The 13,774-nt window shown below is 35.4% G+C and carries 13 protein-coding genes; all 13 read right to left on the bottom strand.

Annotated features, from left to right (window positions below):
* Positions 1-13: 13 nt before the first annotated feature.
* The gene (locus SLP02_RS14260) at positions 14-1,045 is read right to left on the bottom strand and encodes a glycosyltransferase (protein WP_319421335.1); all 1,032 of its coding nucleotides are present in this window, start codon (positions 1,043-1,045) and stop codon (positions 14-16) included.
* A gap of 30 nt (positions 1,046-1,075) precedes the next feature.
* Positions 1,076-1,777 (bottom strand): acyltransferase, encoded by a 702-nt coding sequence (locus SLP02_RS14265; protein ID WP_319421336.1) that lies wholly within the window; start codon positions 1,775-1,777, stop codon positions 1,076-1,078.
* A gap of 3 nt (positions 1,778-1,780) precedes the next feature.
* The gene (locus SLP02_RS14270; protein ID WP_319421337.1) at positions 1,781-2,326 is read right to left on the bottom strand and encodes an acyltransferase; all 546 of its coding nucleotides are present in this window, start codon (positions 2,324-2,326) and stop codon (positions 1,781-1,783) included.
* Positions 2,327-2,358: 32 nt separating this feature from the next.
* Complete coding sequence (locus SLP02_RS14275) at positions 2,359-3,639, bottom strand: glycosyltransferase family 4 protein (RefSeq protein ID WP_319421338.1); 1,281 nt, start codon at positions 3,637-3,639, stop codon at positions 2,359-2,361.
* Between the two features lie 26 nt (positions 3,640-3,665).
* Positions 3,666-4,562 carry a glycosyltransferase family 2 protein gene (locus SLP02_RS14280; RefSeq protein ID WP_319421339.1) on the bottom strand — a complete coding sequence of 299 codons (897 nt, stop codon included), beginning with the start codon at positions 4,560-4,562 and terminating at the stop codon, positions 3,666-3,668.
* A gap of 108 nt (positions 4,563-4,670) precedes the next feature.
* Positions 4,671-5,528 (bottom strand): class I SAM-dependent methyltransferase, encoded by an 858-nt coding sequence (locus tag SLP02_RS14285; protein ID WP_319421340.1) that lies wholly within the window; start codon positions 5,526-5,528, stop codon positions 4,671-4,673.
* On the bottom strand, positions 5,525-6,427 hold the full coding sequence (locus SLP02_RS14290; RefSeq protein ID WP_319421341.1) for a class I SAM-dependent methyltransferase: 903 nt from the start codon (positions 6,425-6,427) through the stop codon (positions 5,525-5,527). The genes SLP02_RS14285 and SLP02_RS14290 overlap by 4 nt, the downstream gene beginning before the upstream one ends.
* Positions 6,428-6,461: 34 nt before the next feature.
* Complete coding sequence (locus SLP02_RS14295; RefSeq protein ID WP_319421342.1) at positions 6,462-7,685, bottom strand: ABC transporter ATP-binding protein; 1,224 nt, start codon at positions 7,683-7,685, stop codon at positions 6,462-6,464.
* A gap of 203 nt (positions 7,686-7,888) precedes the next feature.
* A complete protein-coding gene (locus tag SLP02_RS14300) occupies positions 7,889-8,464 on the bottom strand; it encodes a Uma2 family endonuclease (protein ID WP_319421343.1) in 576 nt (191 codons plus the stop codon).
* 89 nt (positions 8,465-8,553) lie between these two features.
* Positions 8,554-9,381, bottom strand: a complete 828-nt coding sequence (locus tag SLP02_RS14305; RefSeq protein ID WP_319421344.1) for a nucleotidyltransferase family protein — start codon at positions 9,379-9,381, stop codon at positions 8,554-8,556.
* Positions 9,382-9,434: 53 nt separating this feature from the next.
* Positions 9,435-10,268: an ABC transporter permease gene (locus tag SLP02_RS14310; protein ID WP_319421345.1), complete on the bottom strand. Its 834-nt coding sequence runs from the start codon at positions 10,266-10,268 to the stop codon at positions 9,435-9,437.
* Between the two features lie 24 nt (positions 10,269-10,292).
* Complete coding sequence (locus tag SLP02_RS14315; protein ID WP_319421346.1) at positions 10,293-12,770, bottom strand: GumC family protein; 2,478 nt, start codon at positions 12,768-12,770, stop codon at positions 10,293-10,295.
* 196 nt (positions 12,771-12,966) lie between these two features.
* Positions 12,967-13,680 (bottom strand): HpsJ-like protein, cyanoexosortase A-associated, encoded by a 714-nt coding sequence (locus SLP02_RS14320; protein WP_319421347.1) that lies wholly within the window; start codon positions 13,678-13,680, stop codon positions 12,967-12,969.
* Between the last annotated feature and the right edge of the window lie 94 nt (positions 13,681-13,774).

Here is a 13,774-nt window from a genome sequence, read left to right on the forward strand (position 1 = left end):
TTTGCAGCAAACTTTACGAAATTTTCAACGGTTTTGCTATTTTGGCTCTAGTAATTTTATTGTTAATCCAAAGTGCACTAGTTTGAGGTTGTAGCTGCTTTAAAAAAAGTTTATTCAATGAATAAACCAAAGTATTTAAAGGTAGTTTAATAGCACAAATAAACAAATAACATAATTTAGATATGAAAGAATTTTGCTGATTTAAACCTATATTAATAATTGACATTTTGTAGTGATGAGATAGTTCTCTATAAGAAATATTTTTGACTTTTTCTAAATTATGCTGGCGAGCAAAATCTAAAGCATGGTGAGCCATTTTGAGTAATATCTTGAGATTTTGAGGAGTGTAAGGATCTGTTGTTGCTTGACTAGAATGTTTGCGCCAGGTTGCTAATACTTCTGGTATATAAACCGTGTTATAAAGCAAAGAAGCTCGCATTCCCCATTCAAAATCTGCCATCGAACCCCAACCCGCTTTGAAATAGCCAATTCGCTCAAATAACTGTTTACGAATTAACAATTGAGTTAAAGAAGTATAGACTGTCAAAACTGCAAAATGGAGTATTCCATCATGGGGTGCATATCTTTTGTGAGGACAATCTAACCATTGTTTAAGATACGTACTGGTATGTACTGACCATTGTTTTTCTGCTGGTAAAAGTTCAGAGTTTTCATCTATGAACTCTAACTTGCACTGGCATAGATCGCAATCAGTATTTTTATCTAAAGTTGCGACCATTTTCTCTAAACAATCAGGGGTCATCGTATCATCACTAGTAGCAATGTAAATATACTCACCACGCGCTTTATAAATACAGGAATTAAATGCTTGATAAATTCCTTCTGGCTGTTCTTGAAACAAATGTATTCGAGAGTCTTGGCTAGCATATTCTTGAATAATTTCCCATGCACCGTCATTAGAATAACCATCTACTACTACTAATTCCCAATCTTGAAAAGTTTGATTGACAATAGTGTCTAAACGCTCTCTGATAAAAGCAAAATTATTCAAATTAGGCAAGCAGACAGTTACTTTAGGATTCATTTTTTAAGCGAGTTTGATGTCTAAATAATATTATTTCCATTCAACATTTCTTTTAATAATTTTGGCTGGATTTCCAGCAATTAGCACTTTTTCTTCTGCAAAAGATTTAGTGACAACTGAATTAGCTGCCACTACTGAATTATTAGCAATATGAACCCCTTTTAAAATTTTACAGTTGCTACCAATCCATACGCGATCGCCAATAACTATTTCGGGAGATTTTTCTTTTTTTCCTTCATAATTTATTTCATGCCAATCTTTGTCTAAAAATTCACATCCCCAGGAAATAGTTGATTCTTTGCCGATGGTCAATCCATGAGCAATTATTAAATTAGTTTTACCATTAATCGTACAGTTATCAAGAATACAAATCGCATTTTGACAAATATCTAATCGACAACCTTTACCAAGCTCGACTTTACCGTTAATCTGTAATTGACCACTAATATTGAGAAAACTCAGATCGTGTTTGTTAAGAAAGCCAACATATCGATTACCAATAAATAGTTTTCCTGTAGTTTTGATATTGGTTAAACCTTGAATACAAGTGTTAGGATGAGCAAATATATATCTCGATTTGCAATGATAGTAAGCTGATTTCAAAGCAAATGAAATTAAATTTACATCGAAAGTAGAACTTACAGAATTACGATAACATTCACCTAGAAAGTTTTTAATATCAGCGAATATATTTGTTGATTTAAAAACAGAAATAGCTGCTATAAAAGCCATAATTTAAAAGAAAGATACACAGGATTTCAGTTGATAGCTAAGTTTAGTATTACGATCGCCTATTTTTTTAGCAGGAACACCCCCGACAATGGCATAAGGTTCGACTGATTTAGTCACAACTGCACCTGCAGCCACGACTGCACCCTTGCCGATAGTTACTCCTGGTAAAATCGTGGTACGAGAGCTAATCCAGGCATAATCTTCGATAATTACAGGCGCACCTGTAGCAGCAAAGTTAGGATCGTGGGGATCGTGTTGTAACGTCCAAATCCAAGCTCCTGTAGACATATTCACCGAGTCGCCAATAGTTAAGCCAGAACGTCCGTCGAGAATACAGCGATCGCCTATGCTAGTATTATTACCAATAGTTATTTTATGAGGATCTCTAAAATGACAGCTATTATAGATAACAGTGTCATTTCCTATCTTTAGTTGAAAATGCTTGATGTAAAGATATTTTCTAATAGTTTGGGAAGGAATTTTACCAATTACTTGTAGCCAGAAAAATTTTAGATGATGATATTGCGATCGCAAGTTGGAAATAAACATAATATTAAGAAATGTTCTATTTAAGATTGAAATCAAGTAGATGTGGTCGTCAACTTTTCAGCAATTTCAGTTGTATTAATATTATTTTGCTGAGTTTCTAATAGTCTTTGATAAATTTCTACGTAGCGTTGTGCCTGAAGTTCCAGAGAATATTCATTTATGGCAATTTCTCGACAATTTTGCTTCATTTTTGTTCTCAATTGGTTATCTTCTAGAAGCTGAATAATTCCCTGAGAAAAATCGCTAAAGTCTTCGGGAGCAGCCAAATAACCTGTAATATTGTGACGAACTAAATCAGGAACACCGCCAATCTTAAAAGATACCATTGGTGTTCCACAAGCCATGCTTTCTTGTAAGACTAAAGGTAAGTTATCTGCACGAGTAGGAAAAATGAATAAATCAGCAGCAGAATAAGCAATAGATTTTAGGCGATCGCTACTAACATAGCCTAAGTTGATAGTATCAATACCGATTGATTCAATATGTTCGCCACTATTACCAAGAGTCAATAAAACTATGTCTTTTTTGAGAGAAGCAGGTAATTTCTGCAAAGAGGCATTTAATAAATCTCCACCTTTACGCCGATCTTTGAGATTGACTGCACAAAACATCAAGACTTTTTTGTCATGAGGAATACCCAACGCATATTTACAGTGTTCCGCTTCTATAGGCTGATAGGCTTCTGTATCAAGACCGTAAGGAATATGATGAATGGGAAGGCAATCGAGCATACTTTGCTTGGCTTGCTCTGTCAACCATTTACTAGGAGTCACAATAACCAAATTTGAACGGTTGTAAACCCAATTTTTTAGCTTCCACTCCCACTTGGTATTATCTCTAGCTACAGCAGGATAAGTATCTAATTGCGGACATTGACCACATCCAGTTTTCCAGCGATCGCAATCATAACTATAAGCACAATGACCAGTAAAACTCCACATATCATGAAGAGTAAATACAGCAGGTTTATTTTTTGTTAGTGAAGGAATTGCCAAATAATTAAAAAACCCACTGTGAAGAATGTGAAAGTTTAAAACATCTGCATCTATGTAAAAATTATTTTTTTTCACTCCAAAAGAACTGATACAGTGAAGATCATTTAAACCCAGTCTGGAAGTAATTTTACGAATTTGGGATTCCCATCTTTGGGAGCGATCTATTGATTGAGATTCATCAGAAGAGAGTGTTTTATAGTTACTCAGAATATTGCCGTCTATACCAATATTTTTTAAACTTTGATAGAGTCGGTACATAGCGATCGCACCTCCACCACCGTTGGCATAATCACTATAGTTAATTTGAAGTACTTTCATTTTGCCAATTTATTACTAAGTTGAACTTACTGATAAAAGTTATAAACTTCTATATCCCAGAAACTATTTGGTAAACTTATGTTTTTTCTCAAAATTCTTTTTCCTTCATAGCTATATAGTGGCTGAAGAAAAGTTCTAAGTTTGGGAATTCTATTTAGTCTCAAGTTCAAACACAGCTTTCTTAAAAAATTGGGCGACCAATTTAAGGAGTTTTTCATAGTTACTAGTGACTTTTCTGCTTCAGCTACGTAGTTATGTTTTTGACGACTTTTTTGATTTGCTTGAAAACGAAAACCTCCCAATGGTGAGGAAATTCCATATAAATCTGCGTATAAAAAAAAACTCGACCAAAGATCGAAATCACTAGCTAGATCGAAATCGGTAGATATTCTACTACCAGCCCGTTCCCATAAGCTTCGCCGCCAAAAAGTAGACTCTTGTTGTATCCAGGCAATGCCTTGTTTTTCTCTAGGCAAATAATAGCCATCTAAAAACGCTTCTCGTGAATAACCCAGAATTGATTTGAATCCCGTGCAGAATCCAGACCAATCCCATCCACCAGGATTAAGCGTCGTTAGCCATTCTACTTGCTCAAGGTCAGACATAGCACTAGCAACAGTTTTTAAAGCCCAAGGACAATACATATCATCACTGTTTAACCAAGCCATAATCTCACCAGTAGAATGAGCAAAACCTTTGTTAATTGCGTCGTATTGTCCTCGGTCGGGTTCGCTGCACCAAAAATGTAAATAACTTGCGTATTGTTTGATAATTTCTACGCTGCCATCTGTAGAACCACCATCAATGATTATGTACTCTAAATTTGGATAGTTCTGAGACAAAATGCTTTGAATGGTTGCTTCAATAAATTCAGCTTGATTAAATGAAGGTGTAACTATTGAAATTTTAGGCAAATTTGACATATCAATTTGAGCTTATTACAAACTTAATTCGACTTAAAAAATAGGTTAAATAAGAAATAGCGATCGCCGCACCCCCAGAAATATCTGATTGATTAATATGCAAGATATTCATTTTGCTAGCTTAATTCCCTCCATAAATAAAGAATCTGGCTTATACACAGTCCCGTCTAATTCTGTATCGAGATTAAAGTTAGTCCAGTTTGAGATATAACTCTCCGAAGCAGTACGGGGAATAATCTTATCTAAACCGCATTTTTTAAGTAGTAATGCGAGGGAATAGCGATCGTACATCCATTGATGAACCTCACCACTCTGTCGAAAACGCCCAATTTGTAAAGTTTCATACTCTTTACCTAGTAATAGTTTTAATATTGATTCGCGATGATGGTTTGGATAACGCACAAAGCGATAAATCTGTCTTAATAGATGTTTTAGCCTACCTTCTGTATCTGCGATCAAAGGTTTTTCTTGCTTACCGCGATTTCTGGCTTTGAATAGATTCTCTGCTTCTATACCCAAACGTTGCAAAACAAATTCTTGATTGGGAATATGTTCGTCAAAAAGATATTTCGCCATTTCCCCTCCAGAATAATTCCTTACTGTTTGATCGTACATCTCTAATAAAATCCAGTTGTAGTTATTAGCCCATTCTAGAGAACCAAAGCTAGCTTGTTCTAAAGATTGTAGATATGTTTTCGCAATTTGTTCTAAATCGGGAACGGCTATTCTTATTACACCTTGAGGACGTAAGACACGATAGCACTCTTCTAAAAATGACTTGGCTTTTGTTTTGGGAAAGTGTTCTAATACATGAGAACTATAAACTACATCAAAAGAAGAATTGGGATAGGGAATACCTTTTGTAAGATTGCAAGCAATCACGCCGTCACTAGTAGAAGTAAAGTCAATATTAGTCCAAACAGAGTGAAAACGTTGACCGCAACCAAGATTAAGATATTTCATCATATTTTACGAAATTGAATGTATATACTCTGACCAATCAATAACCTTCTCAAACCAAGACGAAGACATTTTTCATATAAAGGCAAACTGTAGCGATTAAAAATCAGTTTGGTAAGAGGGAAAACTGAACGAAAATAATTATTGTAAGCATTTAAATAGCTAAATATATGATATTCAGCTAAAGGCTCATAAATGATTTTTTCTACTTTAATTGGAAATAATTTTTCTAAAGCAATTAAAGATTTTTTAGACCACTGAAGCATATGGTGCGGAGGCATATCTAGCAAATTATCCTGATACTTCAAAAAGCTTTCTGAGTTTGGAACACAATAAATTAACTTGCCTCCAGGCTTAAGCATCTGAATTGACCAAGTAATAAAATCTTTGGGATTAGTTACGTGTTCTAGTACCTGAAAACTACATACACCATCTAAAGACTCACGATAAAGTTTGACAGCTTCTTCTAAATCTAGACGCTCTACAGGGAGATTCTTCTTCTGTGCAATATCAATAGCAGCCTCATTTAATTCAATGCCCTTAATATTAAAACCCGCATTTATAGCCGAAGTCACAAAGTCGCCAAAAGCAGAGCCTATTTCCAGAACATTTTCGCATCTCGATAAATCTTGAAGTGCGATCTTATGTTCCCATTTACTAGGCATATAATACCAATTAAAATTTTGCAGTTTCTCATAAAGTTTACCAGAGCCAACAATCTCAGAAGGTGCGAAAAATTTAAGCTTAGTTTCATTACACTGATATAGATAAATATTCTGTTGATTATTCAATTCTTTAGTAATATCTATTTCAAAACTATCCTGCCAACTTGTAATTAACTGCTCTGCTTTAATTGTTCTGAGTAAAGTTATATTGTTAGAACCTGTTATAGGACTAAAAACCATGTTTTTAAAACCTCTATAGTGCTATTTAATTGATTTATTTCCATGACAATAATTCAGGAGCGCAGATTCCCTTCCAATCACTATATTTAGTGAGAAATGGCATAGTATTAGAACAATATATTTCAAATTTCAAAGCATCAATAGCCTTTTCAAAAAGCTGGTAATTTCTTATTGCTAAAAAAGCATCTAGATAATATGTACCGAAAGTTAGCGAATAAGGAGGTATAGAACACTCTCTCAAACGAGATTTACAGTCAATTGTATTGGTGTTAAATTCACTACTTGAGTGATGTATCCAAACACCATCAGAATTTCTTATTACGATATTTACAGACAGGTCTATTGTATTGTATGTTTCTACTTCAAATACTATTCTTATAGGAAGACTACTTTTAAACTTATTTCCTATTTTCTTATTTTGACAAATTTCAATCTTCTTGAAGTAAGGATATTCGGGTTGTTTCGGTGCAATATATACAGAAGAGCTTTTAATATCTTGTCCACCATAACAATCAATGGCTTTATCTATAGCTCCTTGAGTTACAATTTTACCTTCATTTAAAAGTATGCCTTTCTGACATAAAGTCTTCATTGCACTCATATTGTGGCTGACAAAAATAACTGTTCGTCCTTCTTTACCCACATCTTCCATTTTTCCTAAACATTTTTTTTGAAACTGAACATCTCCTACTGCTAAGACTTCATCCACTATTAAAATCTCTGGTTCTAAGTGTGCAGCTACTGCAAAAGCTAGCCTGACATACATCCCCGAAGAATATCTTTTTACAGGAGTATCTAAAAACTTTTCTACTTCAGCAAAATTTACAATTTCATCAAACTTTTTCTTAATTTCTACTTTACCCATTCCCAAAATTGCACCGTTGAGAAAAATATTTTCTCTGCCTGTTAACTCAGGATGAAAACCCGTTCCTACTTCCAATAAACTAGCAACTCTACCTCTTATTTTTATTTGACCTGTTGTCGGTTCTGTTATTCTACTAAGTACTTTTAAAAGTGTCGATTTACCCGCACCATTGCGCCCAATAATTCCAACTCTGTCTCCTTGATTGATTTCAAAATCAAGATCTTTTAATGCCCAAAACTCTTCTTTTGTATTTTTACTCTTGCTATTAGGCTTAAGAATCGATTTAACACTATTACCAATCACATCCCGTAGTGCAGTGTATCTTTCCTGCTTTTGATGCCCAATAATATATTTTTTGCTTAAGTTTTCAACTTTAACAACCGCGTCTGACATAATCTATTTAGAGTTATTCATAATTTTATTTTGATAGGTCAAGCTATCTGTTTTAACAGCTAATATATTAATTGTCACTCTGCATAAAGTTTTATTTAAAAATTTAAATATTATATTTTACTTTTATATACAATCAAAATAATAGCCAATCAATAGTATTAAAAACTCTTCTAAAGTTAATAATCTTTTTTGATTTTATTTAATCACCAAATTAGTTCCAAATTTAAAACGAAGTCTGATAACACATCCTCACCCGATAAATTAGTTGGATTATGCAAAACTTCTTTTTCTGTTCCTGCACGATAAATCTCAACTGTTCGATCTTTACGGTTAATCAACCACCCCAAACGAGTTCCATTTTCTATATATTCCACCATTTTTTCTTGTAAAAGTTTCAAGCGATCGCTCTGGAAACCTAATTCAACTATAAAATCAGGACATAAAGAAATAAATCTTTCTTGTTCTTGGAGTGATATTTGTTCCCATTTATAATTAGGAATCCAAGCAACATCGGGAGAACGAATAGAACCATTTGGTAAAATAAAGCCTGTAGAAGAATCAAAAATTACGCCTAATTTTTGCTGACGATTCCAAATGCCTAGTTCGATTAAAATTTCCGAATTTCTTTTGCCAGTACCTCCTCCTGTGGGTGACATAATAATTAATTCTCGATCAACAGTGCGTTCAAATTTAATTTCAGGATTTTGCAAACAAAGTTGATAAAATTGTTCATCTGTTATAGTCAGTATTGAATGAAAATCTACAGTGAGAGAATTCATGTTAATCATCTAAACTATTTAAGTTATTTTTTTAAGTTTGGATAAGAGTTGGTATTGCCTATCCTAGTAATTACATTTGACATGATTGTTTAGTTTAAATCTTTCCCTATTTCTACCTGTTGTTCTAACCACTGAAAAAATATTCCGACTGCGGATTTAATTTTATTAAAAACTGGTTCTACATTTTCAGCTAAAATAATTACTCGATCTGGTTTTAACTCAATTTTGTATATGTGACGTTCTAAATGACGAAACTTGCGATATTCATCTAGTTCTAAAAGTAAAGCACCACTCCACAAAGGAGGGCGATTATTGCCTCCAGGTTCGGCTACTTGTTTTAATAATTCTTGATGCCAATCTTTACTTGTCGGTAAACCGCCATCTAAATAAACAGCAACTCTTTCGCTGATTTTTTCACATCCAGTATAAAAGTCAGCAATAAAACTGGCTAAAGTAGGAGCGACAAAAATCTCAGGAACTGTATTTGCTTGTTCTAATGCTTCCTGTAATGCTTTGACATTGTTTTCTAGAACAATTAGTTCGTCTTCGATACGATATTTTAAAGCAAGATATTTGTTGTCAGGCATAGGTATTATTTTCAGAATACGATTAACCAGATATTTAGGTGCAAATTCTAGAGGAATTAAATCTACTTTTAACCAGTAAGGAACAATATCTTCTAATACCGAATAAGCATCCCAAACCGCATCTTTACTCATTCCTCTAACTGCAATATCTATGTCGGAATGCCAATGCCAAGGACTTTCTCCTGCTAAAGAACCACACAAGATAACTTCAGTTGCGCCAAAGTCATTTTGCAAAACCTGCATACATTTCTCTGCTGCCACTAAGGCTTGTTGTCGTCTTTGTTCAAGCTCTAGTTGAGATTTTAACGATAAAGGAATGGTTGTTTTCATTCTGTTATTGATTTGCTGAAGATTACTTCTCTAAAGCTAGCTTAGTTTATTGGTTAAATAACGTCTGCAAAGGTGCGTTCCATTTTGCGGAAATACCAAATACCGCTAAAGAAAAATACTGCTACAAATCCCAGGGAAAGCAAAAATCCTGGAAGATATAGGTTAGATTCACCGCCAAGAATTGCCCAGCGAAAACCATCAATCACTCCTACTATTGGATTAAGAGAATACAGTAACCGCCACTGTTGGGGAACAACATTACTGCTAAAGCCTACAGGAGAAATATACAGACCAAATTGAACGATAAAAGGAACAATATAACGAAAGTCACGGTATTGTACATTTAAAGATGCCAGCCACAATCCTGCACCCATAGATGCAGCAAAAGCGATCGCAATAAACAAAGGTAAAGTAAGAATACGCCAGCTAGGAACAAAATCATACCAAGCCATTAAACCCAGTAGAATTATCCCTGAAACTAAAAAGTCTACAAAGCTAACTACTACTGCACTTGTCGGCACAATAAGTCTGGGGAAATAGACTTTAGAAATAAGATTAGCGTTACCAATCAAACTATTACTACATTCAGCTAAAGAGTTAGCAAAAAACTGCCAGGGAAGCATAGCTGCAAAAACTAAGATTGGATAGGGTGCATCTCCTTCGGTTGGTAATTTTGCTATTTTTCCAAAAACCACAGTAAAGACAACCATTGTTAGAAAGGGTCGAATCAATGCCCAAGCCATACCAATCATAGTTTGTTTGTAACGGACTAAAATATCCCGCCAAGCCAAAAAATAAAACAATTCACGATATCGCCATAAGTCTTGCCAATACTGACGTTCTGTACGACCAGCTTCAATAATTAATTCGGGAGGACTTGTAACCATAATCAATATAAATTTCTATAACTTTTAGCGACGACGAAATTGTTCTAAAAGCCCTTTCTTTTTAACCTCTGACTCATTATCTTGATCGTCAGAGTTGGAGTTACGGTGGGGCTGATTATAGTAAGAATCGTAATAAGAGTAAGCGTAGTAATCAAATTCAGGATCGACCATATTAGCGACTACCCCCGCAATATTACACTGACTATTGCTTAAAACTTCTAGAGCATTACTAATTGACTTACGGCTAGCTTTTTGGATACCAGAGATAAACAATATAGAGTCAACCTCGCTCGCTAAACTTTTCGCATCAGCAATCACCCCAATTGGCGGAGTGTCAATAATTACGTAGTCATAGGCTGCTTCCCATTCGCGAATTAGCTGCTTCATTTTGCCAGAATTTAATAGAGCAATAGGATTGGGGGAAGTTGCCCCAGCAGTAATAATATCTAGATTTTCTCTAGTGCTTGGGCGAATATGATCGGACCAAGATTGCTCTGTAGTAATAATTTCACTCAATCCAGATTCGTTGGGAATTTTAGCAAGCTTATGAACTTTTGGCTTGCGTAAATCTGCATCGACTAATAACACCCGCAGATCGAATTCTGCTAAAACGACACTTAAATTATGAGAAATTGTCGATTTGCCTTCAGCCGAGGTGGAGGACGTAATCACCAAAGATTTAATTTGACCTTCATCCGCCATCAAATAACGTAGATTCATCGCCAAGGAGCGCAATCCTTCGGTAAAAGATGAATAATAGGAGTAAGACTTTTTAGTTGTGTGAATATTAGCATCAATTCTCGGTTCAGCAACTTTAGGAATAACACCCAGTAAAGGTAGCTTAGTAATCTGCTTGATTTCTTCAACCTTCTTAACGCTTTGATCTAACCGTTGCAGTATAAATGCCGTGGCAACTCCTAAAAAGCCTCCAGCTATCAAAGCCTGAATCAAGCATTGATTGATAATAGGCGAAACTGGTTTACTGGGTAGAAAAGGCGCATTAAGAATACGCCAGGGGGCAATTTCCTCCGCTTCGGAAATTTTTAGCTCTTGTCGTCTTTCGAGAAGATAGTTATACGCCTCAGATTTTAGCTCTAGCTTACGCTTCAACTCCATAAAGGTTTGCTGCAACCCAGGTATATTAAGAAATTGGTTATCAGCCTTGGCTTTAGACTGACGCAGACTTGCTAATTTACTTTGCAGACTAGCCGCTTCAGTCTGTAACTCTAGCTGACGACTAGCTAATGCTCCTAAAGTTGAACCTTGAGAAGATATTTTTGAACCTGATTCTATTTCTAGATTTCCAAAAGTTGAACTGCTATTGCTACTGCCCGGAGCGTTGGAGGAACTGCTGTCGCTACTACTAGGAGCGTTGCCTGTGTTCGTCGCTGATGATGGTTGAGATTGACTATTAGCAGGAGCGTTAGTAGTGCTGCTGGTAGATGGTTGAATATCTGTATAGCTGGGAGCAAGAACTATCCGCTCTAATACTTGAGGAGAAACTGATTTACCTAAAACTTGATTAGCTCTTTCTTGCAGGAGTTTTTTAAGTTCTTTTCGTTTCTCTTTCAGGTTAGCCATGACGTGATAGTTGTCATTAAAATCAACCTTACCCAAATTGTATTGAGTTTCAATGTCTCTTAACTGGGAGGCTAAATCTTGGTAAACTCCATCTTGACCTAAAACCGAAGATGCTACCATGGTATCTGAATCTTGCCCCAACTCTCTCATCTGACGATTTAACTCTTGAGTTTGTTTTTGGTTAAGAGCGATCGCAATTTGGGTTTTTTCGATTTCTTCGGCAACATCTTGTTGAATTTGTCCTGCTGCAACCGCAGATGTATCAGGATCTACTAATTCATGAACCTGTCTAAAGGTGCGAATTTCTTTGGCAGCAGCATCTAAATCTGCTTGAGCATCAGGTAGCTGGCTATCGATAAACTCGATCGCATTCCTTGCCTGTAATCGCTGCTTTTTCAAACTATAGTCTACATAAGTAGTGCCTAAAGCCTCTAAAACTGCCTTGGCTTTTTCTGGGTCAGTATCGGTATAATTAGCAACCAGTACGTCAGTTGGTACTTTATTGACTACCGCCTGATCGATCGCCAGGTTATTTACTACTTCGGCTATAGAAAGATCTTGATAGCGGTCTTTGAGGGTTTTTACCGCTTTTGACACCATCGAGTTACTACGGAGAATAAAAATCTCTGTGGATAAATCTTTGATTGAATTATATGAACTAGCAGGAGCTACATTAGTAGGAGCAACAGAAGTGGCTTTTTGATTTTGGGGACTTTCTAGTAAAATTAAGCTCTCTGAAACATATTCAGGAGTTTGTAGCGCAGTAAACAGAAATATGCCTGTAAAAGCGGTTATTCCCACAGCTAAAGCAGGTTTCCAGCTACGATAGACGACCTGTTTAAAATCGGCGACAGAGAAGCCTGGTTCTTGAGTATTTAGCGCACCTAAATCAATTTCCGATCTGATTATTTCGTTACTCATATTTAATTTGATCTGTAAATATCACAATGTCAAGTGAACTTTACAAAACCTTAGTTAAAGTTAAATAAAATTACTGATAGAAGAAACTCAATCATTCTGACCACCTATCTTAAGTTTTTTTCTAACTAGAGGCTTCAGTACTTTTACTGTTTTGTCTTTAACTTTGATATGAGTAAAACAATTTATTTGTTAATAGCTAATCTTCAGGGTTAATTGTTTTAATTCTTGCCCAGCCCGTGCTTTTCCAAATCATGAAAAATAAAATAGCTGCTATTAAAGCACCGAGATTCCACTTAAGACATTGTTTAATTAACAAAGAACGTTTTTGCGCCCTAAATGACTTTGTTTGACTGGTTATGTTGTCTTGGTTATTTTGTAAACTAGTGATAATATCAGCTTTCAACTTCTGAGTATTTACTGAATTGGGAATACTAACTTCTTCTTTTGACTGTTGTTGAAGAACCGCTCCAATTTCATCTTTAGAATTAGCTGCTTTAAGCTGTTCTTTAAATTTTTGAATTGCGTCTTTCTGATTGACGTATTGAGCATTCACCGTGGCATTTTGCTGATGATAAATCCGAAAGCTGTTGCTGATATTTAGAGGAATCATCAACATCAATAATATTGCTGCTACTAAAGACAGCCAAGATAAAGCCTTGAGAATAAAAGTTTCAATGGGAGCGCGATCGCCTCTTTCATCATAATAAACCAGTACTATCCCCAACAAAGTAACGGGAATCCTTTCCACAATTGCGCCCACAGTTTGGAACTCCCACAGTGGATTCATTAGCTGGGGAGGAATTACCAAAAATAAAACATCTATGATCGCCATGACTAACAAGCCATAGCCAACCAAACGCAAAATACCAGAAGAAAATACTTGTCTCTCTTGATTCTGTAAGATAGTCATCAATTTGCTTGAAGATCTTTGTTAAATTTAAACTTGTCTAGTATAGTCTTCTAAATGCCTAGATCCCTTGCAGAAGTACTGTGGAGAGATTAAC

It is taken from the genome of Pleurocapsa sp. FMAR1 (assembly GCF_963665995.1).
In the GTDB taxonomy this organism is placed as follows: domain Bacteria; phylum Cyanobacteriota; class Cyanobacteriia; order Cyanobacteriales; family Xenococcaceae; genus Waterburya.